Raw genomic sequence first — 25027 nt, forward strand, 5'->3', positions numbered from 1 at the left:
AATCTGAGGCCGAAACCCACGAATCCCGATTGGGATTCGTAGATCGGCCGCACATGGCAGCCGGGCGGAAGCGCCGCCCAGGACAGGCTCCGGAATTTCTCGGACGATCCTTCCAGGCTATTCGCAGAGATGGGACGCCCCCGGCAAGGAGACGACATCACATCTCTCCTCGCATCTGAGATTCGGTGAGATCAGCCCGCGTCAGGTGTGGCACGCCATACAAGATCTCGTTGCCGAGCGCCCCGCGCCGTTGCGGGACGCGCTGAAGTTTCTGAGCGAGGTGGTCTGGCGCAATTTTAACCACCAGCTTTTGCACACTTACCCACACCTGCCGGAAGAATCCAACGCACCGCGCTTCGAAAAATTTTTCTGTTAGAACAATCCGCAAGATCTGAATGCCTTGCGGACGGGGCTGAGGGAGTATCCCATCGTCGATGCCGGCATGGGCCAGCTGCGGCACACGGGCTGGATGCACGATCGCGAGCGCATGATCGCTGCATCCTTCCTCGTGAAGCATGTGCTCACTGATCGGCGACAGGGGGACGAGTGGTTCTGGGATATGCTGAGGGATGCGGCCCCGCGAGCAATGCCTTCGGCTGGCAATGGGTCGCAGGTGCCGGCTCCCATCGTGCAGCACGGCCAGGCGCGAGCGGGCACTGTTTGCCTTCTGGAATCCGAGGGACTCCGACCATCAGACCAAGGGAGCGGCTTGACCCATCGCACGGCTTGCCGTCAGCATCGGACTCCCGTGCAGAAATGCTCCTGCCCTTCGGAATGACCATGACAGCCACTGCCCTTCTGTTTCGTGATGATGCCTATGCCCGTTCCTGCACGGCAACCGTGCTCGATGTGACGCCCGAAGGTGGCGTCGTTCTCGACCGCACGGTGTTCTATGCCCAGGGCGGCGGGCAGCCAGGCGATGTCGGCGTGATCGTGCGCACCAACGGCGAAAGGATCGACGTCACCAACACGGTCTATGGCCCTGACCGGACGCAGATTGTCCATCTCGCCGGCGCAGAAGCCGCCTCCCGCTTGGCTCCCGGAGAAAGCATCGAGTTGCAGCTCGATTGGGAGCGCCGGTTCAAAAGAATGCGGGTTCACACCGCCCTTCATCTCTTGAGCGTCGTCTTGCCGTACCCGGTCACGGGCGGTGCGATTGGCGACGGCGACGGGCGGCTCGATTTCGACATTCCCGACGCAGGTCTAGACAAGGCCGAGTTGACCGACAAGCTGAACGCGTTGATTGCGCGCGACGCCCCCGTCACCGAGCGCTGGATCACGGACGAAGAGCTCGACGCCAATCCGAGTCTCGTCAAGACGATGTCCGTGAAGCCGCCGCGGGGATCCGGCCGGGTCCGCCTGGTGGAAATAGAAGGTATCGACCTGCAGCCCTGCGGCGGAACCCACGTGCGCCACACGCGCGAGATCGGTCGGGCCGCCGTTACCGACATCGAGAAAAAGGGCAAGCAGAACCGCCGCGTCCGCCTGTCCCTGGTCGGCTGATACGCTATTTGAGCGTCCACATGATCGCCAGGAGTACTCCCATGTCCCAACCCTTCGTTTCATCCGAACGACTGCAGGAGCACCTCGATGATCCGAACATCGTGATTCTCGACGGCTCCTGGTATCTGCCGGCCCTGAACAGGGATCCGCAAGCCGAGTTTCTGGCGGGGCATATCCCCGGTGCGGTGCGCTTCGACATCGAAACGGTCAAGGATACCTCATCGTCCCTGCCCCATATGCTCCCCTCGCCGCAGGAATTCGCAAAGGCAGCGGGGAATCTCGGGATCAGTGAAGACATGACCATTGTCGCCTACGACGGCATCGGCCTGTATTCCGCTCCCCGGGTGCGCTGGATGTTCCAGGTTTTCGGAGCGCGCCGGGTCTTCATTCTCGAAGGAGGCTTCCCAGCCTGGAAGGCGGAGGGCCGCCCTGTCGAGACGGGGCCTGAGAAACCCCGCTCTCCTCGGACGTTCACGCCCTCCTTCAATGCTGCGGCCGTTGCGAATGCCGCCCTCGTTCAGAATGCGATCCTGTCGAACTCCGCCCAAGTGGTCGATGCGCGGGCCGCCGACCGGTTCAGAGGCGAGGTCCCCGAGCCGCGACCGGGCCTCCGGTCAGGTCACATTCCGGGAAGCCTCAACCTTCCCTGGAGCGAGATCGTGGAGAACGGCCGTCTCAAGGACAAGGCCAGCCTTATGCAGGCTGTCAAAGAGGCGGGGCTGGATCTCGACCGCCCCATCATCGCCAGTTGCGGCTCCGGCGTTTCGGCCGCAGTCCTCTCAGTCGCCTTCGAAACCCTGGGTCATCCCACGAGGGCCATTTACGACGGCTCCTGGTCCGAATGGGGTGCCCGGGAGGATCTTCCGGTTGAAACAGGCCCGGCAAGGAAGGGATAGTGCGTCCGGCCCATTGATCACGGCGGTTTTCGGGATGGGCTTTATCGCACGCCGATCAGGAGCACCCGACTTGCGGCGGAAGCGGGGATTGAGGGCGCGACCGAAACGTCCGCGCGCTTTGGCGGCTCCAGAGAGGACGACAGCCGCACAGCATACCGACGGGCTCGTCCGGTCCCTTCGGCGGGTCACTCACGGCGGCCCTTCGGCATCGGGATCTGCGGCACCCCGCCTCTGCTCCGCTCTTTGAAGAGCGCATGGTGCGGATTGAGCGACCTCGCAGCCGGTCGCCCTGGCCCTTTCCCCAAGGGAATGAAAAGCTCGCGGATAAATAAAAGGCCCCGGAGAACACCGGGGCCGTTTTCTTCTGTCGCCGGCCTGCTCAGTGCAGGATCTGGGACAGGAAGAGCTTGGTGCGTTCGTGCTGCGGGTTCTTGAAGAACTCGTCGGGGGTGTTCATTTCCACGATCTGCCCGTAATCCATGAAGATCACCCGGTCGGCCACCTGACGGGCGAAGCCCATCTCGTGGGTAACACAGAGCATGGTCATACCCTCTTCCGCCAAGCCCACCATGGTGTCGAGCACCTCCTTCACCATTTCGGGGTCGAGCGCGGAGGTCGGCTCGTCGAACAACATGATCTTCGGGCTCATGCAGAGCGAGCGGGCGATCGCCACGCGCTGCTGCTGACCGCCGGACAGCTGGCCCGGATACTTGTTCGCCTGCTCGGGAATCTTGACCCGGGTCAGGTAGTGCATGGCAACCTCCTCTGCCTCCTTCTTGGCCATCTTCTTCACCCAGATCGGCGCGAGCGTGCAGTTCTCGAGAATCGTGAGGTGCGGAAAGAGGTTGAAGTGCTGGAACACCATGCCGACGTCCCGACGCACCTCATCAATGCGCTTGAGGTCGTTCGTGAGTTCGATGCCGTCGACGATGATGCGGCCCTTCTGATGCTCCTCCAGGCGGTTGATGCAGCGAATCATCGTGGACTTGCCTGACCCCGACGGGCCGCAGATCACGATGCGCTCGCCGCGGCGCACGTTGAGCTTGATGTCACGCAGAACGTGGAACTCGCCGTACCACTTGTGCACGTCGATCATCTGCACGGCGGCCTCGGCCTTGGCATCGACGGCGCTGGTCTGAATGGTCTGGGATGTCACTGTTGCCATGGATTTTACCGTTTTTGACCTGCTGCAAGGCGCCGCTCAACACCGAGCGAATAGCGCGACATGCCGAAGCAGAAGATGAAGTAGAACAGGGCTGCGAAGGCATAGCCCGTCATGCCGATGGTAGGGGCCGCCCAATTGGGATCGATCCGGGAGGCCTCGATGGTCTTGACCACGTCGAAGATGCCGACGATCGCCACAAGGGACGTATCCTTGAACAGACCGATGAAGGTGTTCACGATTCCGGGGATCACGATGCGCAGGGCCTGCGGCAGGATGATGAGGATCATCATCTGCGGATAGTTGAGACCGAGCGACATCGCGCCCTCGTACTGTCCCTTCGGCATGGCCTGGAGACCGCCGCGCACCACCTCCGCCATGTAGGCGGAGGAGAAGAGCGCCGTGCCGATCAGGGGGCGCAGCAGGCGGTCCACCGTGATGTCGCCCGGCAGGAAGAGCGGCAGCATGGTATTGGCCATGATGAGCACGGTAATGAGCGGAACGCCTCGCACAAACTCGATGAAGATCACCGAGGCCATCCGCACGACGGGCAGTTTCGAGCGGCGCCCGAGCGCCAGCAGGATCCCGAAGGGCAGGGAGACGACGATGCCCACTGTCGCCACGAGCAGGGTTACGAGAATACCGCCCCAGAGAGAGGTCGGCACGTGCTCCAGGCCGAAATCCATGTCCATCAGCACGAGCGTGATGCCGATGACGGCGACGATACCGCCCCCGATGATAAGCGCCGGCCGCAGCGACGTCTTGAGGAGAGCGGCGATGAAGGCGAAAAGCGCGATCAGCAGAGCGCCGAAGATCAGGAAACCGATCCAGAAACGGCCGCTGAAATCGGCATTGCCGCCGGTCAGAAGGATGTAGGAAACCACAGGGAAGAGCCAGAAGAAGTAGACGGCTCCCAGATCACGCCTCGGCGCCTTCAGCCACAGAAGCCACCCCACGCCGAGAGCCAGGAGAGCGAAGAAGACATCGACCCTCCAGCGCTCCGAGACCGTATAGGAGCCGTAGGTGAAATAGCTGAGTTTCTCGCGGACGAAGGCCCAGCAGGCACCCGTCTCGCTGCCGCCCATATCGGCGCGGCAAGCCGCGCGGTCGGCACCGCTCCACACCGCGTCGATGAAGAGAAAATTCAGGAGCGGCGGGACGCTGATATAGAGCAGATAGAAGACCACCAGGGTCAGAAGAGTATTGAATGGGCCCGAGAACAGGTTCTCCCTCACCCAGGCGATGGGGCCGCGCGTCAGACTGGGCGGAGGCAGGGCCTCCACCTGCTGGGCGCGCACGAAACGGGGCATGTCGACGGCGGTGCTCATCGGAATTCCTATCGTTCGACGATCGCCACACGGCGGTTGTAGATGTTCATCAAGGCGGAGGTCACGAGACTGATCGTGAGGTACACCCCCATGGTGATGATAACGACCTCAATGGCCTGGCCTGTCTGATTCAGCACCGTGCCCATGAAAACCTGCACGAGATCCGGATAGCCGATAGCCACAGCCAGCGACGAGTTCTTCGTCAGGTTCAGATACTGGCTCGTCAGCGGCGGAATGATCACGCGCATGGCTTGAGGGATCACCACCAGCCGCAGGATCTGACCCGGCTTGAGGCCGAGCGAGCCCGCCGCCTCGGTCTGCCCTTTGGAGACGGCCAGAATGCCGGCGCGCACCACTTCGGCGATGAAGGCCGCAGTGTAGGTGGTCAGGCCGAGCAGCAGCGCTACGAACTCGGGCAGGATCTGCATGCCACCCGTCAGGTTGAAGGTTCCCCTCTTGGGAATCTCGAAGGTTATCGGATTGGCTCCGACGAGGGCGAGGACGACCCAGGTCAGAACAGGCAGGCCGAGGACCAGCCCGAGGGTGACGAGGCCGACCGGATATTGCTGGCCGGTACGCTCCTGCCGCACCCTCGCCCAGCGCCGATAGATGAACGTGCCTACGAGACCGATCAGCAGCGCCGCAGGAATCACCCATGCATCCGCCGCGAAGATCGGACGGGCCATGAAGAGTCCGCGTGAGTTCAGGAAGAAGCCGGCTCCCATCTCGAGCGAATTGCGTGGCTGCGGCAGCGGTCCGAGGACTGCGATGTACCAGAACAGCAGTTGCACCAGGAGTGGGATGTTGCGGAGCACCTCGACATAAACCATGGCAACCTTCGCCACCATCCAGTTCTTGGACAAGCGGGCAATGCCGATGATGAAGCCGAGGATCGTGGTGAAGAAGATGCCGATAGCGGAAACGATCAGCGTGTTGAGCAGGCCGACGATGAAGGCCTCACCATAGGTGGAGCCCGCAGCGCTGAATTGAATCAGCGTCTGGCTGATGTCGAATCCCGCCGTGTTGTTGAGGAAGCCGAAGCCGGAAGCGATCCTGGCCCGCTGCAAATTCTCGACGGCATTGGTGGCCGCCACATAGAACAGGTAGCCGACAACTACGATCAACAGAACCTGGTAAAAAATCCCACGAACCTTCGGATCGTAGAGAAACGACTTTTTGGGTGGCGATGTCTGGCTGACAACGGTCTGCACTGAACTCAATCCTCTGACGGCAGGCTTTGTTAGGCCGTCCCTCCCCCATGTTCATGCAATTGTCGCTGCCATGAACGAGCGGCAGTTATTGTTATAAAGAAGCGCCCGGATACCCGGGCGCTTCAATCTTGTAGTGGGCGGTTAGCGGATCGGCATGCCGTACTGGAGGCCGCCCTTCGTCCAGAGAGCGTTCTGACCGCGCTTGATCTTCAGCCTGGAGCCTTCGCCGACGTTCTTCTCGAAGCTCTCGCCGTAATTGCCCACGTGCTTGATGACCCGATAGGCCCAGTCGTTCGTCAGGCCGATGGCCTCGCCGAACTTGCCTTCGGTGCCGAGCAGGCGCTTGATCTCCGGGTTGTCGGAGTTCTTCATCTGATCGACATTGGCCTTGGTCACGCCGAGTTCTTCCGCGTCGAGCATGGCATTGTGAACCCAGGCGACGATATCGCCCCACTGGTTGTCGCCGTGCCGCACTGCCGGGCCAAGAGGCTCCTTGGAGATGATCTCGGGCAGAACGATGTGGTCGTCGGGAGCCGAAGCGCGCAGACGCTCCGCATAGAGGCCCGAAGCGTCCGTGGTGAACGCGTCGCAGCGGCCGGAGTCATAAGCCTTGAAGGTTTCGTCCGAGGTCGCGAAGGCCACCACCTCGTACTTCATGTTGTTGGCGCGGAAGTAGTCGGCGAGATTGAGTTCGGTGGTGGTACCCTGCTGGGTGCAGATCGAAGCGCCGTTCAGCTCCTTCGCGGACGACACGCCGAGCTTCTTGCGGACCATGAAGCCCTGACCGTCGAAGTAGTTGATGACCGGGAAGTCGAGGCCGAGCTGAGTGTCGCGGGACATCGTCTTGGTCGAATTGCGCGATAGCACGTCCACTTCGCCCGACTGCAGCGCCGTGAAGCGGTCCTTGGCGGCGAGCGGGATGAAGCGAACCTTGCTCGGATCGTCGAAGATCGCCGCAGCGATAGCGCGGCAGAGGTCCACGTCGAGACCGGTCCAGTTGCCCTGGGCGTCCGGCAGGCCGAATCCGGCGAGACCCGTGTTGGAGCCGCAGGTCAGAAAGCCCTTCTGCTTGACGCTGTTCAGGGTCGCCTGGGCCGAGGCGCCCGTTGCGAGCAGGCTTGCCGTGAGGCCGAAGGCAATCGATACGAGAGCCTTTTTCATGTTGGTTTGTTCTCCCAATAGTTCCATTCGGCTCGCCTGTTCTTGTTCCCCCAGCCGAGCCACGGTCAGACCGTTCCGCGCCCCATCGGTCGATGGCGGCATCGATCCATCACATTCCATGATTGGTCACCGGTCAAGTCTTGATGGGATGCTTTTTCGCGGGAGGGTTGACGCCGGACGCGGCTCGGCTTCTGATCGTGCCCCCTTCAGCAAGTCCTTGAGCCCATGCCCAAACTTCCTCCAAAGCCTGCCCACCTCGCCGAACGCACCCTGCTCGTCCATGCAGGACGGGAGCCCTTCGAACAGCACGGATTCGTGAATACTCCGATCTATCGCGGCTCCACAGTCCTCTACCCGACGACGGACGATCTCTTGCACCGCCGGGGCCGCTATTCCTATGGAACGAAGGGGACTCCGACCACGGAAGCTCTCGAGAAGGCGTGGACTGAGCTTACCGGAGCGGCGGGCACGGTGCTGGCTCCTTCAGGGCTTGCTGCCGTCACGGTCGCCCTCACGTCCTGCCTCAAGGCTGGCGACCACCTCCTGGTCACGGATTCGGTCTACCTTCCCACCCGGCAGTTCTGTAACGGGATGCTCAAGAAATTTGGTGTGGAAACCACTTACTACGACCCTTTGATCGGGGCCGAAATCGCCTCTCTCATGCGCCCGAACACGGCCGCCGTGTTCACGGAGGCGCCCGGCTCCCAATCCCTCGAGATGCAGGACATCCCCGCCATCGCGGAGGTTGCGCACCGGCATGGCGCTGTGGTCCTCATGGACAACACCTGGGCAACCCCCCTGCTCTTCCCGCCTCACGAACGAGGGGTCGACATCGCCATCGAGGCGGGCACCAAGTATCTCAGCGGCGGGTCAGATCTTCTGCTCGGCCTCGTCTCGGCCAACGAGCGGTGCTTCAAGGACCTGCGCGCGGCCTATGAGGCCTTCGCCATGTGCCCGGGCCCGGAGGATGTTTTCTTGGGGCTCCGCGGTCTTCGCACCATGGCGCTGCGCCTGCGCGAGCACGAGAAGCAGGCTCTGGAGATGGCGCACTGGCTCGCCGCGCGGCCCGAGGTGGAGCGCGTGCTCCACCCGGCGCTCGAGTCTTACGCAGGGCACGACATCTGGAAGCGGGACTTCAAGGGTTCGTCCGGCCTGTTCTCCGTCATTCTCAAGCCCTGTTCGGACAAGGCCCTCGCGGCCATGCTCGACGGCCTGGCGCTGTTCGGAATGGGGTACTCCTGGGGCGGCTTCGAGAGCCTCGTGATTCCGTTCAACTGCGCAAGCTACCGCACGGCGACGAGGTGGGAGCCGGGCGGCCACGCCCTACGCTTCCACATCGGTCTCGAGGACCTCGAGGATCTCAAGCGCGATCTCGATGCGGGCTTCGCCCGCCTGCGGGAGGCCGACTAGCGCAGCATGTGGACCCGCAGGCGGGCGAATGTCCGTGGCCCGAAGGGCCGCGTCAGCGAACCGTGGATCCGGCTTTCCGCTTATTCGCCGTCATCACCGGCTTTGTGATCCGGTCCGGGGCACGCTGGGCCTTTCTCGGGATGGCCGGGGCGGGCCCGGCCATGACACGTGTCCGATGTTCAGGTCGGGAGTTCGGTCTCGGCCTTCCGCCGCCTTTCCTTTGCGATCAGCATCAGGTTGCGGACATAGATGAAGATCGACAGGGTCTGGGGCAAGATGATCACGATATCACGTCGGGCGAAACCATAGACCATGGTCATCAGCCCACCGGCGATGGACAGGAACCAGAATCCCATCGGGATGACGCTCTTTTCTGCCTTTTCACTTGCGATCCACTGCACGATGAAGCGCGCTCCGAAGACGAACTGGGCCAGCACGCCGAAAGCGGCCCAAAGGTCGAAGCGGGCAATGACGATATCGTAGAAGTATAATCCGATATCGTGGGATAGGCGCATCAGCATCAGAGGACTTCCTGGGAAACGGGCACGCGCCGGCGGCGGCGGATCAGCCACCACACACCGGCTAGATCGAGGATTCCGACCCACAGCCGGTCGAAGAGACCATACTTGGACTGCCCGGCGTGGCGGGGCCGGTCGACCACGTCCAAATGGGCGACCAAAAAGCCCTCGCGCTTGACCAGGGCCGGCATGAAGCGGTGCAGGGCGTCAAAGTACGGCAGGCGCAGATATACGTCGCGTCGGAAGGCCTTGAGCCCGCAGCCGGTGTCCCTGGTCCCATCGTTCAGAATACGTCCGCGCACCCCGTTCGCGATCCGCGACTGCCAGCGCTTGGCGACCCCTTTGCGCCCGAGACGCTGGCCCGCGACGAGACCGATGGCTGGATCGTCGAGGGCGGCTACCATCTTCGGGATGAAGGCCGGATCGTTCTGGCCGTCCCCGTCGAGCGTGGCTATGAGGGGCGCACGCGCCGCATGGACACCCGTGCGCACCGCGGCGCTCTGACCGCAGCTGGCCTCGTGGCGCACGAGGCGCAGCCAGGGCCGGGTGGCACGGGCCGCCAAGACCTCGTTGGCCGTATCGTCCGTCGAGCCGTCATCAACGTAGATCACCTCGAAGGGGGCGAGCGGCGCGCAGGCGCCCTCGATCTCCTCCAAGAGGGGGACGATGTTCAAGGCCTCGTTCTTGACGGGCACCACGACGCTGAGACGCGGGGCCGGGATGAAGTCGTTCATCGATCAAGGGCCCTTGTGGACCCCCTCTTGAGAGAAGATGTCATGGGCAGCCAGCATCAACGGAATAGACGCCGATCTCCACACGCTTCCCACTGTTGATATTGAAACCCGAGACCCTGGTCGAGAGGGCAGGTGCGAGCCGGTTCCGCTCGTTCGCGGCCATGAAATCATTCTCGAAGCGCCTGTCCACGAAAACCGCCGCGCAGCTGCTGTTCTTCAGGAAGGCGGAGGCTTCGGACGCGCCGTCGAGCATGGCGAGATTGGTACCGACCAGAAAAACGAGGCTCGGCTCGCGATAGCCGAGAGTACCGACGTTCATCTTGCCTCGCACCGTTTCCGCGAGCCTGTCCGAGATCTTCAGCGACCGCAGGTCGAGCTGGGCGAAGCCGAAAACGCCGACGGCCAGGCAGACCGAGGAGAGAAAACCGGCCCAGAGGCAGCTCAGCATGCGGTTCCTTATGAAGAGCCACCACGCATACAGCGCGATCGCGGAGGCGGCCACCATGGCGGGAAGCGCCCGGTAGGGCAGCGTGCCGTCGAAGGACCAGTTCGCCGCCGAGAGGCCGATGGTCAGCCCCACGGGGATGAAGGGAATGAGAACCGTGGACAGTTTCGCCAGCGGCCGGTGCGGGCCGACGAAGTGGCGGCTGATCGCCATGATGGTGACGATGGCGATCGCCGGAAGCAGAGGCAGGGTGTAATGCGGCAGCTTGGTCGGAACGGCCTCGAAGACCAGCCAGGAGGGAACGATCCAAGCGAGCGCGAAGGCCACCGGCTCCTCGCGGCGGTGGATCCAGGCGAACGGCACCGCGATGGCAGCCAGGATCGCGCCAGGCCAGAAGGTGCCGAAGAAAGCCAGCAGATAGAAGCCGGGCGGGGCCCAGTGATACTTCTGTGCCGTACCGACCTTCCCCAGCATGTCATGGCCCACGGCCTGCGCATAGAAGTCGCCGCCGCTCCTGATGGCGATGGCGACGAACCAGGGCAGGACCACGGCGAGCGTGAATGCCAGGCCCAGCCAGGGCCTCAAGGTTAGAAGCCAGCGGGTCGAGCGCTCCCTGTAGGCGAGAACGGCGGCCGTGAGGCCGGCGAACATAAGGATCAGGGGCCCCTTGATGAGGATGCCGAGGGCAAAGCCTGTCCAGAAGATCAACAGGGCCCGGCGGGGCAGAACCCCGGCGCCGCGGCTCAGATAGGCCCGCGCCAAGCCGCCCATGACCGCGACGGAGCAGGCGGCCAGCATGGCGTCCGTCTTGGCCAGCCGCGCCTCGACCATGAGGATGACGCAGCTGGCCATCAGAGCCGCCGTCAGGAAGGCTCCTCGCCTCCCGAGGAACGCCAGGGCGGCCCAATAGGTCAGGAGAACAGTCGCGATGGCGCCGAGCAGGGACGGTATCCGGTAGAGAGCAATCGTGGTGCGGGCCTCCGAAACGCCCAGAGCATCCCCAAGGGCGACGCTGGCGCTCTGCATCCAGTAGATGCCCACCGGCTTCTTGTAGCGCGCCTCGTCCTGAAAGCGGACATCGACAAAATCACCCGTCTCCAGCATCTGCTTGGAAGCCTGAGCATAGCGGGGCTCGTCCCGGTCCATGGGCTGGAGGGTGGTGAAGCCCGGCAGGAAGCAGGCCAGCGACAGCAGAACAAGAACGGCGCAGAGCCGGGCATGGCTCCGCTCCAAGAAACTCGCCAGGTGTGCAGCCGAGAAGCGGCCCAGGGACAGATGCTGCTGAGCGACGGAACCATCCATCGGTGACATGCCTTTGCGGACAAGGATACGGGCGGGGTTATCCCCGCAAGCGCGCTGATGTCCTCCAAACCCGTCGCGAAGTCAAATTGACGGAAGGTAGCGCCGGGACAGGGACCCGCCCCGGCTGCAGGTCTAGACGACCTGGAAATCGTCCGCCGTCATCCTCAGACCCGTGGCGAGCTTGGCGATTTGCACCGGAGCACCCTTCCCGATTCCGTCTCCATCGTAATGAAGGCTGCCTTTTGCAGAATCGTAAAGAACGCGGTCGGTGGAATCATGAGCCGTGGCCCCAGTCCAGAACGCCGCCGAAGGGAGCTTGCCAGCTTTCAATTTCGTGAAGATGACGCTCTCGAGATAAATCGTATCGTCGCTGACGGAGAAATCGACGATACGGTCGAGATTTGAGGCGAGGCTGGGTTTCCTATTGAAGACGAAGATGTCCCTGCCCGCTCCCCCTGAGAGCACGTCGCTGCCTTCGAGCCCGTAGAGACGGTCGTCGCCCCCTCCCCCTTTGAGGATATTCGCGACGGTGTTGCCAACGATCACATCCTTGCCGCTCCCGCCGACGGCATTCTCGATCAGGGACTGGACACTGCCGCGATAGGTCAAGGCGTTAGCGACGTTGCCGCGCGCCTCCTGCCCGTCCCCGAGCTGGGCGATCTGGGCTGTGGAGAGACGGGACCACTGGCCCGGACGAAGGTCCACGCGGAGATTGGTGGTGTAATTGGAGAGATCGTAGGTGTCCCTTCCGCCGCCATCCCAGACCGTCATAAAGATTCGGTTGCCGCCCGGGACGCTCTGGCCGATGCCATCGGCGGATGCCTGTCCGGTCGCCGGATTCCAGCGGTAGACCGTATTGCCTGCGTTGGTGGTGAAGTCGGCGCCGTACATCTCCTGCAGCGCGGCGATGTCGTACATCATGAGCGTCTGGGCATAGCCCCAGGTCTCGTTCTCAAGGTACTGCCCGGTCGCACCCACATAAGATCTGTAGGTCATGGCCGAGAATTCCATGGAGTCACGGGTGGCCGTCATGGCTCCGAAACCGCTCGCTTCATTGCCGTGCTTCAACCCGACCGCGTGCAGAATCTCGTGGATGAAGACGTAATAACCATAGCTTCCCCGGACCGGCGCATCGAACCAGCCGTTGGCGCGTCCGAACCACACGTCTCCCCCTTCCGGAGACGTGCTCGGGAAATACGACCATGCCGAGGACGGCGTGTCCGCAATGGCGAGCCGCACGGTCGCGTGGCTCGTAGAGGTCTCGTCTATTTCGGTAAAGCTCAGGTTGGCGACTGAGGCGATCATCGCGAACACCTCGCGGGCCGCCCGGACTTGGCTTGGGCTCAACGCCCCGAAATTGTCCTGCGGTTCGCCCGAACCGTAGCCGCTTCCGTAGTAGGATGCTCTCGTCGGGAAACTGTATGTGAGGCTCCGCCCGCTCCAGGCTAAACCCGAAAGAACTCCATCAACATCCTGGTTGCCCGTTCGGGCAACCGCAACTGTAGCCGCCATGTTTCCCCTCGTATCAGTTGACCGGGTTAGAGCACAGCGGGAGCATAAAATTCATATCTCTTAAGGGTTATTTCCAAACTTTACTTAGACCTATTTTCTCCGTCTCAAGCATATTTACGCATCTCGATAGTTTTATTGCCCCAGCCAAGAAATTTCAGCCGGCCGATGATTTATATACCCAAGCTTAAACCTTCAGCCCTGCGGCCTCCCGGAGGTGAAGTTCCTGCCGGAACGGACCTGCGCCATGCGGGTTTGGCAATGAGCGGAACCAGAGAGCCTGCATGGAAACGCGCATCTACGGCGAGCACGACGAGAAGACCATCAAGCAGCTGAACCGTTGTATGGAAGCGGGTAGCGCCGCAAAGGGCGTGCTCTGCGCGGACGGGCATCTGGGCTACGCCCATCCCATCGGCGGCGTGGTGGCCTATGAGGAGCACATCTCCATCAGCGGCGTCGGCTTCGACATCGCCTGCGGCAACATGGCCCTACGCCTCGACACTCGCTATGAGGACATTGCCGGGCAAGCCGGCACGATCCTGCGGGACATCGGCAAAACCATCAGCTTCGGGATCGGGCAGAAGAATGCCGTCACCGTAGATCACGAGTTGTTCGACTCACCGCTCTGGGACGAGGCCGGCGTGCGAGACCTGAAGAAGATGGCCTCCCAGCAGCTGGGCACGGTTGGATCGGGCAATCACTACGTGGATCTGTTCGAAGACGAGGAGGGCTTCGTCTGGATCGGCGTTCATTTCGGCTCCCGAGGATTGGGTCACAGGATCACCACGAAGCATCTGGCTCTCGTCGGAGCAAAGGATGGGATGGAGGTCGATCCCGCCCTTGTTCATCATGACAGCGAGATCGGACGCAGCTATCTCGCAGGCGTCGCCCTTGGAGGATCGTATGCCTATGCCGGACGTGAATGGGTGGTCGAGCGCGTCCGCCGGATTATCGGTGGCAACGTCACGGATTCGGTTCACAACCATCACAACTTCGTCTGGCGCGAGAATCACGGAGGACGCGACTACTGGGTGGTCCGGAAAGGTGCCACGCCTGCCTTTCCGGGACAGCGCGGTTTCGTGGGAGGTTCAATGGGCGACAACGCGGTGATCCTGCGCGGCGTGGAGAACGAGCAGAGCGCCGACAGCCTCTATTCGACGGTCCATGGCGCAGGCCGTGTCTTCGGGCGCATGGAAGCGAAGGGCAAGAAGAACAGGCGCGGCGAATGGATTCGCCCTCCGCGCTTCACCCGAGAGGAGATGGACTCGTGGCTGCGCGAGAAAGGCGTGCTGCTCAGAGGCGGCGACGTAGATGAAAGCCCCATGGTCTACCGCCGTCTCGACGAGGTGCTTGCCTATCACCGCGGCACGATTGCCATCGAACATACGTTGCGCCCCTTCGCGGTGGCCATGGCAGGCCCTGGCGAATTCGATCCCTACAAGGACTGAATCTGCGCCGGAGCCTGACCGTTATCGAAGCCAGCCGAAATAGAGCGCCCAGAGGCTTGGGGAGCGGATGCCGCGCACCCTGCGGGCCGCCTCGTCAGACCGCATGGACTCGCCGCCGTGGCACGAGCAGAGGACGATATGCGCATCATGCTCGGAGATCTGAAAGAAGTTTACGGCATCCCCGAATCTGTCGCTGACGAGACCTGCCGTCCGCAGCACCGGATCGTCGAACGCCACCGTCAGGGCGGAACCGTCAGCGCGCATGGCGTGGCGCACCGCCTTAGGTTTCCATTCGATCTCATCGAGCGTTCTGAGAAGTCGATCCGGCTCCCGCTCGAGGAGCTCGGCCCAGCGGTCCAGGCGCTCTCGTTTCGACAGGGTATGAACTTGCGAGGGCTTCAGATCGGCAACATGGCCGAGTTCAGACAGAGGTCTGTGTTCCATGCTCCCCTCCTTGGCAGAGAAGCGTTTGCGAGCACCCCAGCTGAGAGCTCAACCATGAAGCCCAATGAAAAGTTCGGGAGCGCCCCCGCTGATATTTTAGGCAGCGGCCAAATGCATTGCGCCCGTGGAGCGGTCCGCTCCACGGGCGCAATGCGCAATCGTCTTTTGAGGATCAGGCGTCCGCACCGTGGCTGTGATGCTGGAGCCGGTCTCCGGCCACTCCCATGAGCTCGGCGAGACGGTTGCGCGCCCGGTTCACGCGGCTCTTGATGGTACCGACCTTTACCCCCAGAGCCTCGGCCGCATCCTCATAGGACATGCCCTCGGCGCCGATCAGGATGATTGCCTCGCGCTGCTCCTGCGGCAGCTTTTCCAGCGCTGTCGACAGATCCTGCAGAGCCAGCTTGTCCTCTTGATCGGGGATGGCGACCATGCTCGCGGCATGAGCTCCGTCGCCGTCCTCCACCTCTCGGCTGGTCTTCCGATGAGTCGAGTAGAAGCCGTTTCGCAGAATGGTGAAGAGCCAGGCTTGCAGGTTCGTGCCGGCCTCGAAGGTTTCCTGCTTCGTCAGGGCCTTAAGAACCGTGTCCTGTACAAGGTCCTCCGCCTGATCGAGCTTTCCGGTGAGCGACAGCGCAAAGGCACGCAGATTCGGTAGCGCCTCCATCACGCCGTCGATGAAAGCCTGATCGACAGGCTCTGTATGCGCGCGGATAACCTGCGCGACGCGTTCTGCGAGCTTGGCCAAATCACGCGGCAGCTTGTCTTCCGCCGGATCGCCGTAAAGCGCACGGAGCTGCTTGCCGAGGTGAAGGCGGACAGCCGCGCTCAGAGCCGCACCCGTGATCGGCGAAGAGGAGTCCTGAGAGAGAGTTTTGGTCTTGTCTGGCATGTGGAAATATCTGGGGCGGCCGTTACGCTTTTAAATATGCTCGCGACATTTCGACCGCGCGTTTTTTTGCGATCAGAAGCTAGGTCGTTGAGCGCGGATCCACACGCGACGGCGGAACTCGCGGGCTCGTTTTCAGTTCCTCGAGCAACTTGCCGGAACCCTTTGCCGCCTCGCCTGTTCCTGTCGATCCGACCAGCAGGAGTTGATGACAATGAGCAGTCGCGGCTTACCTTCCATGACGGCCCTTCTCGGGCTTCTCGCGATCGCCGGGTATCAAAACCGGGACAAAATCGCCGAGATGCTGCGTGGCGGGCAGCAGCCCGGCACTTCGGGACAATCGCCGGGTCAACAAGCTGGCGGTTCAGAGGGCCTGGGCGGCCTGCTCGGCAGTCTTGGCGGCAGCGATGCAGGCGGACTCCTGAGCGGGGGCCTGGGCGAACTCGTCGACCGTTTCCGTCGGAACGGCCAAGGCGAGGCTGCCGATTCCTGGATTGGCACAGGCCCGAACAAGGAGATTGCGCCACAGCATCTCGAACACGCCATCGGACCAGATGTGCTGGACACCCTGACGCGACAGACCGGTTTCTCGCGGGAGGAGATTCTCGCACGCCTGTCCCGTGACCTGCCCCATGCCGTTGATCAGTATACGCCGGATGGGCGCCTGCCGAGCTAACTGTTCTGACGCCATGCCCGCCGCCGCCGCTCCCACCATACTGCGGCGCGGCGGCGCAGTCTGCGCGCTGCGGGAATGTCGACGGACAATACGATCACACCGAGAGGAACCATCCAAAATCCAAGCACGGGCAGGAAACCGACAAGTCCTCCCGCCACAAGTGCGATGCCGAGGCTGATCCTGAGAATCCTGGAGCGTGGCAAAGGGACATGACGCCCGCCGAAGGAGGCCCGCGGCTTTCTCATGAATGTCTGTCCTTGCTCATGTTGGCAGGAAAAGCGGAGCGCCCCGGCCAAGCCTCAATCTTATGCTTTCTCGGTTTTGGGAATCATGGCCTGCTTCAAGGCAGTCACGAGGGCCTCGGCGCGGATCGGCTTCTGCAGGAAATGCGTGCCCTCCGGGAGATCGCCGGGCCTCGGCGCCACCTTGCCGGAGATCACAAGTACGCTCACGTCTGGCCAACCCTGGCGGACGAGCCGAGCGAACTCGAAGCCATCGATGGAACCCGGCATATTCACATCCGTCAGCACCACGTTGATGTCGGCACGCTTTTTAAGGACATCAAAGGCCTCGTCCGCATCCTGGGCCTCGACGACCCAGAATTCGGCATCCCTCAAGATTTCCACCTGGGTCAGGCGCACGAGCAACTCGTCCTCCACTAGGAGAACGACTGGCCGATTCAATATTTCACGCCGCGGCTTCATACAGCGGGAAACGGACGACCATCTTCCTGGTTCCCATCCCCACTTCACGTCTGAGTGTGCGTCCTCCCGCGGTCAGGAGCGATGCGGGTCGGCGGTTGCATTTCGTGACCCGACGCGATGTCTCCTCCTCGGGTCTAGTATTCCCACTCGAAGCCGACGCCGACGGATGTTCCGCCCTCCGCGTCGACCGCGCCCTGCGCCTTGAGGCGCCGCGTGAGATCGACATCGACCGTGACGCCGCTCTCCTCGGGTCGCGCCCCGGCCTTAACGCCGACGCGGACATTGTCGCTGATGTAGCGCGATACGCCGACCGCCGGCCCACCGCTCGCATCCACGGTGATGTCGAGACTGTCGACGCCGAGCGAGCGGCGCAGGCTCTCGAAGGCGTCCGTTCCGGCTCCGCCTGAGAGCTGCGCCACCGTCTGCGCGAGTTGCAGCGCCTGCCCGGCCGAGAGACCGCCGGAGGGGCGCTGGAACAGGATACGGGACAGCACCTCGTCCTGCGGCAGATCGGGACTCGAGCTGAAGGCGAATTCGGGTTGCGATGCAGGCCCTGTCACCGCGATGCGCGCCGTCACCTCGCCGGCCTGGGTCTCGGCAAGGAAGTCGAGGGAGGGCGTGAGATCGCCGGTGAAATCCAGCCGCCCCCGAACGAAGTCGATGCGCCGCCCGATGAGATCGAGGCGCCCGCGCCGCAGCTCGAAGGCGCCGATGGCCACCGGATCCCGCGACGTGCCCTGGAGGCGCAGATCGCCGCCGAGTTCGGCGTTGATGCCGCGACCGCGCACGAAGATGCGGTTCTGCGCCGTGAGGATGAGATCGAGATCCGCGCTGAACGGCGGGCGTCCGCGTGAGCCGGCCCCTTGCTGTTTGCGAGCTAAGGCGAGCCGTGCCGCAGCGGTGGGTGTCGGCTGCACATGCTTGGTGCCCGGCAACGGCCTCAGAGTGGTTGGCAGGCGGTCGGGCACCGACACGTTCATGGTGATGATATTGACCCTTCCTGCAACGCGCGGACGGCTCGTCAGCGGACCAGTAATCGCAAGATCCAGATCCGCCGTCGCATCCACAGTCTCGTTGGACACGAGCTGGGCCCGGCTGCCCAGGATGCGGATATCGGCCGGCAGGCCCGCAGCCGGATCGATGGCGACCCGTCCGCTTGCCGAGAGCGATCCGCCGTTGCGCGTGCGCGCGCTCAGTCCCTCGATGGTGAGTGTCCGACCACTCGCGGCAAGCCGCCCGCTGATGTCGTTCAGCTGGATACCCTGCAGCGAATCGACGAAGCTGCCTCCGGCAAGGGCGACCGTACCCTGAATCTGCGGGTCCGCCACCGATCCCGAAATCGACAGATCGAGCGTGGCGCCGCCTGTCAGGCGCTGCCCACTGGCCGAGAGGAAGCTGTTGGCGACCGCAAGATCGGTTCTGCCAGATGCCCTCAGGGCGAGTTCGTCCGAGGTGTTGATCGGAACGCTGCCTGTCACCTGCAGGGTTCCGAAACGTCCCGCGGAGACGTCGGCGTCAATCGTTGCCCGGCGATCAGCGATCCGGCCCTGCGCAGTGACCGTGAGCGGCGGCAGCCCGGCCTGGCGGGTTTGCGACGTCGCAAGTCCCGTTACCCTGACATCATAGGTTCCGTTCGGATCGCTCGGCTCTCCACGGACCATGGCGCTTCCGTTCACGGTGCCTGCGAGCCCGAGATTGGGAACGGCGATCTCGGCAGCCTGGAGCGGGAGGTTGCGGATGTCGACCGAAAGATCGAGCCGCTCGCCCACGGTGCCGGACACTCCGACTCGGCCCTGGTCGGCGGCGATCACGAGGCCGGTGATGGTGGCGGTGCCGCTCTGGAGAGAGATGGAGGCGGGTTGCGCCAGAGCGAGGCGCCTGTTGCCGCGCCGCACGGTAAAGTTCGCCAGCTCGATCCGGGTCGCATCGCCCGGCACGACGCGCGCCTGCGCGTTCAGGTCGAAGCCCTGCCCGACCGCGGAAGCCGTTATGTTCGATGCGTCCGGCGAGCCCTGCGCCGTGAGGCGCACGCTCCTGAAGGTCTGCCCGGCCGATCTCAGCGTCTCGGCTTGGATGGTGCCGTCGATCATGGGGCGCGCGTAGAGATCGGAGACGGCGACCCGCGCCTCGAAATCCTGCACGGCCACGTCGGCAACCGCCACTCGGGAGCCGTTCGCGGTGATCGAAGCGTCCTGGCGGCCATTCTCTGCGCTGAGGACGATATCGGCATTGACCGAACCATCGAGCCTCGTCAGCAGCAGCGGGCTGAGATCGTCGAGATTGCCGCCCGAAAGAATGACACGGCCCTGCGCCAGCTGATCGGGACCCAGGCGCAGGTTGCCGGTCAGGGATACGGAGCCGACCTCCAGATCGAGCCGGTCCAGCAGCCACCCGCCTCCCACCGGCCGGGCAAGATGGACATTGCCGGTCGCGGATTCGCCGCCGACCTGCCCTTCCAGACGGAGAGCCGCATCGAGAGCGCCCGTCACGTCCTTCGCATCCAGTTGGAGCACGAGGCGCGGAATCGAGCGCTCGAGGGCACGCATGTCGGACAGCGTCGCGGTCGCCGTCACGTCCGGCCTCTCCAGGGAGCCCGACAGGCGCGCCACCACATCCGCGCGGCCTCCGGTGATGCGAGGGTCCACCCGCCTGAGTTCGTCGATCGTGATGTCGAGGCCCATATCTGCGGCGCTCTGCGTGGCCCGTCCGTTGACGCGCGCATCGAGATGCGCTCCGTCGACTCGGAAATTCTCGAAGCCGAACCCGCCGGGAACACGGCGCAGGACGCCGTTCGCCGTTACCGAGCGGCCGAGAAGACCGTCCAGCGACGGCGTTCCCGTCCTGAGCTCCCGCAGGTTGGCCTCGACGGTCGCAGCGATGTCGGACCGCCGCGGGTTGCCAGAGAGTCTTGCCGTCAGGGCTGCCGAGCCGCGCAGCGTCCGGCCCGTGATCCCGGAAAAGGCGGTGAGCGCCGGGATTTCGGCCTCGAGGTTAGCGTCGAGCACCGTCGAGCCGACCCGGCCCGTGAACCTGGCCTGGGCCGTCGATGTTTCCAGGCGCGCCGTGTCGACGGTTGCGATTCCGTCGCGGCCGAAAGTGCCGTTGGCGGTCAGTGACAGGGTCGGGCCCAGGGCACGGGCGAGCGCCCTGTCGGCCGGCTGAATTCCGCTGGCCCTGGCGTCCACGATGAAGGAGAATCGGTCCGGTATCGCGGCGTCGTTAACCGGATCCATGGCGATGCGCGCCGTCAGCGTGTCGAGTGCGCCCTCGGGCAAGCGCACGCCGGCAGCGTCGAGCGACCCGTTGATGCGGGGAGCCATCATGGTTCCCTGCACTCTGCCGTCGAAGACGAGGCGGCGGATCCCTGCGACTCCCGCGCGGGTTTCGGAGCCGTCGTTCGGCAGAGCCCGGGCCTGCAGGGTCAGGTCGAGAGCCTGCTGCCCGCTGACCGTTCCCGACATGTCGAAGCTCGCCACGTTCGAGGTGATGCGAATGGGCTGGAGCCGCACGCTGCCGTCATCCCCGATGGCCACGTTGCCGACGAGTTGAGTCGTTCCCGAGAAGACGGGAGCGACCGGCCTGGGCAACAGCCCCTCGATACGCGCCGCGAGATCGGCGTCCACCATATAGGCTGCGCCCGCCCGCCTGACGGTCGTCGTTCCCGCCGCGCCGATGGTCGGCCCGGCGGAGAAATCGAGCCGCGCCGCGAAATTGCTCAGGGGCCCCTCACCGGCGAGCTTGAGGTCGACCGGCGGCAGCCCTGGCAAATCGAGGAGCCGGGCCGCAATGCCGCCTTCCGGCTCCTGGTGGGTCAGGTCCAGGGCCAGCCGATTCGTCTGCGGCACGAAGGCTAGATCGACCGAAAGCCGTCCCGGCGCATCGAGGCGCTGCGCCGAAAGATCGAGCTGGAGTCCCTCGTTCGGGTCGCCGAGATTGGCCGAGCCCTGCGCCGAGAGCCGCGCGATCGTGCCGAGCACCGGCTCGCCGAGGGCAAGCTCCTTGAGGGTGAACCCTTCCACGATGACCTTGACGGGCAGTTCGGGCAGGATCGGCTCGTCGGAGACGGCAGCCTCGTCCTCTTCGGTCGTCTCTGGCTTGCGCTGGATCTCCAGCCGGTCGATCTCGAGCTCGTTGACCTCGAGACGCCCGCGCAGCAGCGCCGTCCGGGTCCAGACCAGCCGCGCGCGGTCGAGCGACAGCCAGACGCCGTTACGATCAGCGATCCGCACGTCACGGATGACCGCATTGGAAGACAGCGCCCCCTCGATTCGGCCGATGCTCACCCGCGTCGTCGGCGTCGACAGCAGGCGTGAGATCAAATTGGCGAGAACGCTCTGATCCGTCTGGGCCTGGCTCTGGGAGCCGGCAGCGAACCAAAACGCGCCGAGTGTCACGATTACGGCCACAGCGAAGAGAGTGAGAAGGCGGCGCAGCATGATCATCAGAACGCCTGTCCAATTCCGACGTAGATGGCGAAGGAGCGGTCGTCCCCTCTTTCCCGGCGAACTGGAACCGCAACGTCCAGGCGAATCGGGCCGATGGCCGTGTAATACCGCAGGCCCAGACCCGCCGAGACCCTGATGGAATCGTCGAAATCCGGATAGCTCGACTCGAAGGCGGTTCCCGCATCGACGAAGGGAACGATGCCGATGGTGTCGGTGACCTTGATCCGCGCCTCCACGGAGGCTTCGAGCAGGCTGCGCCCGCCGATGGGCTCCCCGAGGAAGAATGGGCTCAAGGTGCGGTAGCCGAAGCCTCGCACCGACCCGCCGCCGCCCGCGAAGAAGCGGCGATTTGCAGGAATTTCCTCGAGGTCCGCTCCGATGATCGAGCCGAGGCCGAGGCGTCCGGCGAGGATATAGCGGGATTCCTCGTCGATGGACCAGTAAGCCGAAGCCGTTCCTCTCGCGATGGTCATGGGCACCGAGGAGCCGAGAAAATCCGGGTAAGGCGTCACCGACGCGAGCAGCTTCATGCCCTCCGTGGGATCGAGCGTGTTGTCCGTCGAGTCGTAGGTAACGGACAGCGGTAGTCCCACGAGCGTGTAATCCACCTGCCCGAGAATGTCCGATGCTTGCCCCTTCTCGTACTCGATCCCGCCCTGAATCGAGAACTTCTCGCTGAATCGGTGGCGGATGCCCGCCGTCCCGTTCACCAGGCGGCTCGTGTAGCCCTCGGTGCGGTCGCGTTCGACGAGCGCTTCGGCGAGGAAGTCATTGCGCGTTCCCCCGAGGGCGGGCTTGAGGAAGGTCGCCCGGAAGCGCCCCCCCAGGTCGTCCCAGTCGAAATCCTCGTCGTCCTCGGGACGGCCGCCGTTCTCGGTGAGATAGAAGAGGCTGCCCTCGAGCCTCAGCCGCTCGGCCCCTCCGAACAGGTTGCGGTGCGCCCAATAGGCCCGAACCGCCGGACCATCGGTCGTCGAATATTGTACCGATGCTCCGATGACACGCGGTGGGCGCTCTGTGATATCGACGAAGAGAGGAAGGTTGCCATAGGCGTCGAGCGTCTCGCCCTCGCGGATACGTACGGACGACAGCGCCTCGATGTTCAGAATTGACTTGCGCATCGACGCGAGAGCCGCCGGAGAATAGGGATCGCCCGGCTCGGTGTAGATGAAGGAGCGCACCACCGCCGGGTCGACGTTCTCCGCGCCGCGGATCGCGATTCCTCCGATGCCCGCCTGTGGCCCGGGATCCACGGTCAGGCTGATGTCCATGACCTGCGCCGGATGAATGACGACAGGATTCTGCCCGGTCACCTTCGCGAAAGGCCGCGACTCCGCACGGAAATGATCGACGATCCGCGCCTGGGCCGCCACGATGTCGGCTGCGCGGGCCGGATCGCCGGGCTCGATCTGGACGACGCGCGGCGGCAGATCGTCCGGCATGAAGGGACGGCCGGTCCTGGCATCCAGAATGGCGACATTCCGCAGGACGAATTGCGGGCCCGGATCGACGGTGACCTGGATCGGCACCAAAGCCTGCGACCGATACACCGTAGCAGCGCGAATGGCGGCCTCGGGACGAGGGGATTGGAGAGATAGCGGCACACCCGCGACATTGATCGCAATCCGTGCATTGTAATAGCCCGCCCCCCAGAGCGCGTCGTTCAGGCGAGGCAGGTCCGCTTCGGCCCGGCGCACGAGCGCCTCCGCATCGGGTGGCGGATCTCCCTTCAGGCTTTGTAGGGTCGAAGCGTCTTTGAGGACCTGGACAAGGTCCTTGTCACCACCTGCGACCGTAAAATCAAGATTGTAAGGGAGTGTTTGCGCATTCGGCGGAGGTGGCGCCTCGTCGCGTCCTCCAAAGAGGCCGAAGAAGTCGAATGCAATTGCAGGCGGGATCGACAGCCCACCGGACAAGAGTCCCGCGAGGAGTACCAGAAAGGAATATTTCCTCGTTCCCGACCATACCGACTGAGCCACGACCACCCTAACTACGAACTATAGAAATGAACCTTTACCGCACATCGAGACTTCGCGCCCAAATAGGGCGAAAACCGGGATGAGCCAATCCGAATTCCACCATATTTCGCCGGGATTCGACGGCGAATGCATGATCCCAGGGCCGATGAGCAACGAACCGATCCAGGGACAGGCACTGAAGCACCTCGCATCGCATACAGGCAAGACCGGAATGGGCGAAAGCGATCTTTGCCGGTCACTCCGTCAAGGGATGCGTATCCGGGAATTCAAAATCTCACAGCGAGATAGGTTCTATCATCCGCCCAATGGGACGCTGTGGATCCTTTGGGGGATGGATAGAGCAGGACCTTCGCGGGATCCTCCCGCTCGGCCTCCGCGAATGCCTTCTCCCAGGCCGCCACACCGAATCCATCCCCGGGCTTGAAATAGCCGTCGGAGTAGATTTCGATCGTCCCGACGTCGGAACGCCGAAAGCGCTCGATCGTGATCAAGTGCTGCGGCACATCGAAACCGTCGATGCAGGGATAGCCGAGCTGCAGAGTAGGATTGTTCTGATAGCCGCCCTGCGCATTGACGATGCCGCCCCGCACTAGGTTCTCGATGTCCGCCCGGGCCACGTGAGGCAACGCCTCAAGATTGACTGCGATGGCGCGGCTCTCGATGAGCATCAGGTCGTCGGCATCGAGCGTATCGGCGACCGCGTCGAGGGGCTGACGCGTGCCGTGCCATGTGGCGAGGCGGGAAATCTGCTCCTGCTTCTCGGGATCGGATGCTCTGCGCCCAATCACGGGCCAAGCCTCCCGGCGCAGGTTGGACGTGATCAGGTCGAGGTCCTTCTCCATGCGAAGAACGGTCTCGCCGTTGATGCGCACGCCGCTGTCGCCGGCAAGGACCACCTCCACGGCTTCCTCCTGAACGAGTACCAGGGCGAGCGCTGCCGAGATGCGCAGGTTCCAATCGTTCCGGACCGCCTCGGCCATGCCATGGGCCTTGTAGGCAGCGGCGATTTCGGCCGTCAGCGCACTGACGATGGAGGCACCGTCCATGCACGTGTCGGGTGCGCTCAACATATGCTCGAGCGCACGTTTCACAGTCACTGCCGCATACCGACCGGAGAGCATTCCGTCGTAGCGGGTCCCAAGGCGATCCGTGACCCCGTCGATCACCGCATAAGCGCGGCCCGGCAGGATCACGAGCTGGTCCTCGTTCGTCTGGGGCGAGGACGGGTCCTTCGCCTCGGAGAATGCTTCGATCAGCATGTCA

General features: G+C 63.5%; 21 protein-coding genes and 1 pseudogene. 6 read left to right on the plus strand and 16 right to left on the minus strand.

Annotation, left to right across the window (positions count from 1 at the left end):
* Window positions 1-157: 157 nt before the first annotated feature.
* Window positions 158-517 (minus strand): hypothetical protein, encoded by a 360-nt coding sequence (locus tag GR328_RS26645; protein ID WP_170304108.1) that lies wholly within the window; start codon window positions 515-517, stop codon window positions 158-160.
* Between GR328_RS26645 and GR328_RS28515 the strand changes: the two genes are divergently transcribed.
* From GR328_RS28515 to sseA, 3 genes are read left to right on the plus strand one after another with little or no spacing between them, the layout of a single operon-like run.
* Window positions 443-778 carry an FAD-binding domain-containing protein gene (locus GR328_RS28515; protein ID WP_425487021.1) on the plus strand — a complete coding sequence of 112 codons (336 nt, stop codon included), beginning with the start codon at window positions 443-445 and terminating at the stop codon, window positions 776-778. The two genes, GR328_RS26645 and GR328_RS28515, sit on opposite strands and share 75 nt — an antisense overlap.
* A 2-nt stretch (window positions 779-780) precedes the next feature.
* Window positions 781-1503 (plus strand): alanyl-tRNA editing protein, encoded by a 723-nt coding sequence (locus tag GR328_RS06500; protein ID WP_160883703.1) that lies wholly within the window; start codon window positions 781-783, stop codon window positions 1501-1503.
* 41 nt (window positions 1504-1544) lie between these two features.
* Window positions 1545-2399, plus strand: coding sequence for a 3-mercaptopyruvate sulfurtransferase (sseA, locus tag GR328_RS06505; RefSeq protein ID WP_160883704.1), 855 nt, complete (start codon window positions 1545-1547; stop codon window positions 2397-2399).
* A 379-nt stretch (window positions 2400-2778) separates the two neighbouring features.
* Here the strand turns inward: sseA and GR328_RS06510 are convergent.
* From GR328_RS06510 to GR328_RS06525, 4 genes and pseudogenes are all read right to left on the minus strand, one after another.
* Window positions 2779-3486 (minus strand): annotated as a pseudogene (locus GR328_RS06510) (amino acid ABC transporter ATP-binding protein); the annotation flags it as partial.
* 83 nt (window positions 3487-3569) lie between these two features.
* On the minus strand, window positions 3570-4889 hold the full coding sequence (locus tag GR328_RS06515; protein WP_160883706.1) for an amino acid ABC transporter permease: 1320 nt from the start codon (window positions 4887-4889) through the stop codon (window positions 3570-3572).
* An 8-nt stretch (window positions 4890-4897) separates the two neighbouring features.
* Window positions 4898-6100, minus strand: coding sequence for an ABC transporter permease subunit (locus GR328_RS06520; RefSeq protein WP_160883707.1), 1203 nt, complete (start codon window positions 6098-6100; stop codon window positions 4898-4900).
* A 141-nt stretch (window positions 6101-6241) separates the two neighbouring features.
* Entirely contained in the window at window positions 6242-7261 is a 1020-nt protein-coding gene (locus tag GR328_RS06525; RefSeq protein ID WP_160883708.1) for an amino acid ABC transporter substrate-binding protein, read from the minus strand.
* 225 nt (window positions 7262-7486) lie between these two features.
* On the opposite strand from GR328_RS06525, the gene metC reads away from it, so the two are divergent.
* Entirely contained in the window at window positions 7487-8671 is a 1185-nt protein-coding gene (metC, locus tag GR328_RS06530; protein WP_160883709.1) for a cystathionine beta-lyase, read from the plus strand.
* 179 nt (window positions 8672-8850) lie between these two features.
* On the opposite strand, the gene GR328_RS06535 is transcribed toward metC, so the two are convergent.
* The 4 genes from GR328_RS06535 to GR328_RS06550 all read right to left on the minus strand — a co-directional run bounded on the left by GR328_RS06535 (window position 8851) and on the right by GR328_RS06550 (window position 13182).
* Window positions 8851-9192: a lipid-A-disaccharide synthase N-terminal domain-containing protein gene (locus GR328_RS06535; RefSeq protein WP_160883710.1), complete on the minus strand. Its 342-nt coding sequence runs from the start codon at window positions 9190-9192 to the stop codon at window positions 8851-8853.
* A complete protein-coding gene (locus GR328_RS06540) occupies window positions 9192-9923 on the minus strand; it encodes a glycosyltransferase family 2 protein (RefSeq protein ID WP_160883711.1) in 732 nt (243 codons plus the stop codon). The genes GR328_RS06535 and GR328_RS06540 overlap by 1 nt, the downstream gene beginning before the upstream one ends.
* A gap of 40 nt (window positions 9924-9963) precedes the next feature.
* On the minus strand, window positions 9964-11670 hold the full coding sequence (locus GR328_RS06545) for an ArnT family glycosyltransferase (protein WP_160883712.1): 1707 nt from the start codon (window positions 11668-11670) through the stop codon (window positions 9964-9966).
* A gap of 132 nt (window positions 11671-11802) precedes the next feature.
* On the minus strand, window positions 11803-13182 hold the full coding sequence (locus GR328_RS06550; RefSeq protein ID WP_160883713.1) for a M10 family metallopeptidase: 1380 nt from the start codon (window positions 13180-13182) through the stop codon (window positions 11803-11805).
* A 281-nt stretch (window positions 13183-13463) separates the two neighbouring features.
* Here GR328_RS06550 and GR328_RS06555 point away from each other — a divergent pair, with 281 nt between their 5' ends.
* Complete coding sequence (locus GR328_RS06555) at window positions 13464-14627, plus strand: RtcB family protein (RefSeq protein WP_160883714.1); 1164 nt, start codon at window positions 13464-13466, stop codon at window positions 14625-14627.
* A 21-nt stretch (window positions 14628-14648) separates the two neighbouring features.
* Here the strand turns inward: GR328_RS06555 and GR328_RS06560 are convergent, their stop codons facing one another.
* Together GR328_RS06560 and GR328_RS06565 are read right to left on the minus strand one after the other, a co-directional pair.
* Window positions 14649-15071 (minus strand): hypothetical protein, encoded by a 423-nt coding sequence (locus GR328_RS06560; RefSeq protein WP_160883715.1) that lies wholly within the window; start codon window positions 15069-15071, stop codon window positions 14649-14651.
* Between the two features lie 172 nt (window positions 15072-15243).
* Entirely contained in the window at window positions 15244-15963 is a 720-nt protein-coding gene (locus tag GR328_RS06565) for a sigma-70 family RNA polymerase sigma factor (RefSeq protein ID WP_160883716.1), read from the minus strand.
* Between the two features lie 211 nt (window positions 15964-16174).
* On the opposite strand from GR328_RS06565, the gene GR328_RS06570 reads away from it, so the two are divergent.
* Complete coding sequence (locus GR328_RS06570; RefSeq protein WP_246215716.1) at window positions 16175-16636, plus strand: YidB family protein; 462 nt, start codon at window positions 16175-16177, stop codon at window positions 16634-16636.
* On the opposite strand, the gene GR328_RS06575 is transcribed toward GR328_RS06570, so the two are convergent.
* From GR328_RS06575 to GR328_RS06595, 5 genes are all read right to left on the minus strand, one after another.
* A complete protein-coding gene (locus GR328_RS06575) occupies window positions 16633-16881 on the minus strand; it encodes a hypothetical protein (protein WP_246215717.1) in 249 nt (82 codons plus the stop codon). The two genes, GR328_RS06570 and GR328_RS06575, sit on opposite strands and share 4 nt — an antisense overlap.
* Window positions 16882-16941: 60 nt before the next feature.
* Window positions 16942-17319 carry a response regulator gene (locus tag GR328_RS06580; RefSeq protein ID WP_425487018.1) on the minus strand — a complete coding sequence of 126 codons (378 nt, stop codon included), beginning with the start codon at window positions 17317-17319 and terminating at the stop codon, window positions 16942-16944.
* A 155-nt stretch (window positions 17320-17474) separates the two neighbouring features.
* Window positions 17475-21782, minus strand: coding sequence for a translocation/assembly module TamB domain-containing protein (locus GR328_RS06585; RefSeq protein ID WP_246215718.1), 4308 nt, complete (start codon window positions 21780-21782; stop codon window positions 17475-17477).
* A complete protein-coding gene (locus GR328_RS06590; protein WP_343039302.1) occupies window positions 21782-23764 on the minus strand; it encodes an autotransporter assembly complex protein TamA in 1983 nt (660 codons plus the stop codon). Before GR328_RS06590 ends, GR328_RS06585 begins: the two co-directional genes overlap by 1 nt.
* A gap of 266 nt (window positions 23765-24030) precedes the next feature.
* Complete coding sequence (locus GR328_RS06595; protein ID WP_160883718.1) at window positions 24031-25023, minus strand: hypothetical protein; 993 nt, start codon at window positions 25021-25023, stop codon at window positions 24031-24033.
* Window positions 25024-25027 lie beyond the last annotated feature (4 nt).

This window comes from Microvirga makkahensis (genome assembly GCF_009830105.1).
In the GTDB taxonomy this organism is placed as follows: domain Bacteria; phylum Pseudomonadota; class Alphaproteobacteria; order Rhizobiales; family Beijerinckiaceae; genus Microvirga; species Microvirga makkahensis.

What these genes read in the sequence shown, in the direction of transcription:
- GR328_RS28515 (WP_425487021.1), top strand. Translation starts at nt 443, where the DNA reads ATGGGCCAGCTGCGGCACACGGGCTGGATGCACGATCGCGAGCGCATG.
- GR328_RS26645 (WP_170304108.1), bottom strand. Translation starts at nt 517, where the DNA reads ATGCTTCACGAGGAAGGATGCAGCGATCATGCGCTCGCGATCGTGCAT.
- GR328_RS06500 (WP_160883703.1), top strand. Translation starts at nt 781, where the DNA reads ATGACAGCCACTGCCCTTCTGTTTCGTGATGATGCCTATGCCCGTTCC.
- sseA (WP_160883704.1), top strand. Translation starts at nt 1,545, where the DNA reads ATGTCCCAACCCTTCGTTTCATCCGAACGACTGCAGGAGCACCTCGAT.
- GR328_RS06515 (WP_160883706.1), bottom strand. Translation starts at nt 4,889, where the DNA reads ATGAGCACCGCCGTCGACATGCCCCGTTTCGTGCGCGCCCAGCAGGTG.
- GR328_RS06525 (WP_160883708.1), bottom strand. Translation starts at nt 7,261, where the DNA reads ATGAAAAAGGCTCTCGTATCGATTGCCTTCGGCCTCACGGCAAGCCTG.
- metC (WP_160883709.1), top strand. Translation starts at nt 7,487, where the DNA reads ATGCCCAAACTTCCTCCAAAGCCTGCCCACCTCGCCGAACGCACCCTG.
- GR328_RS06535 (WP_160883710.1), bottom strand. Translation starts at nt 9,192, where the DNA reads ATGCTGATGCGCCTATCCCACGATATCGGATTATACTTCTACGATATC.
- GR328_RS06540 (WP_160883711.1), bottom strand. Translation starts at nt 9,923, where the DNA reads ATGAACGACTTCATCCCGGCCCCGCGTCTCAGCGTCGTGGTGCCCGTC.
- GR328_RS06545 (WP_160883712.1), bottom strand. Translation starts at nt 11,670, where the DNA reads ATGGATGGTTCCGTCGCTCAGCAGCATCTGTCCCTGGGCCGCTTCTCG.
- GR328_RS06550 (WP_160883713.1), bottom strand. Translation starts at nt 13,182, where the DNA reads ATGGCGGCTACAGTTGCGGTTGCCCGAACGGGCAACCAGGATGTTGAT.
- GR328_RS06555 (WP_160883714.1), top strand. Translation starts at nt 13,464, where the DNA reads ATGGAAACGCGCATCTACGGCGAGCACGACGAGAAGACCATCAAGCAG.
- GR328_RS06560 (WP_160883715.1), bottom strand. Translation starts at nt 15,071, where the DNA reads ATGGAACACAGACCTCTGTCTGAACTCGGCCATGTTGCCGATCTGAAG.
- GR328_RS06565 (WP_160883716.1), bottom strand. Translation starts at nt 15,963, where the DNA reads ATGCCAGACAAGACCAAAACTCTCTCTCAGGACTCCTCTTCGCCGATC.
- GR328_RS06570 (WP_246215716.1), top strand. Translation starts at nt 16,175, where the DNA reads ATGAGCAGTCGCGGCTTACCTTCCATGACGGCCCTTCTCGGGCTTCTC.
- GR328_RS06575 (WP_246215717.1), bottom strand. Translation starts at nt 16,881, where the DNA reads ATGAGAAAGCCGCGGGCCTCCTTCGGCGGGCGTCATGTCCCTTTGCCA.
- GR328_RS06585 (WP_246215718.1), bottom strand. Translation starts at nt 21,782, where the DNA reads ATGATCATGCTGCGCCGCCTTCTCACTCTCTTCGCTGTGGCCGTAATC.
- GR328_RS06595 (WP_160883718.1), bottom strand. Translation starts at nt 25,023, where the DNA reads ATGCTGATCGAAGCATTCTCCGAGGCGAAGGACCCGTCCTCGCCCCAG.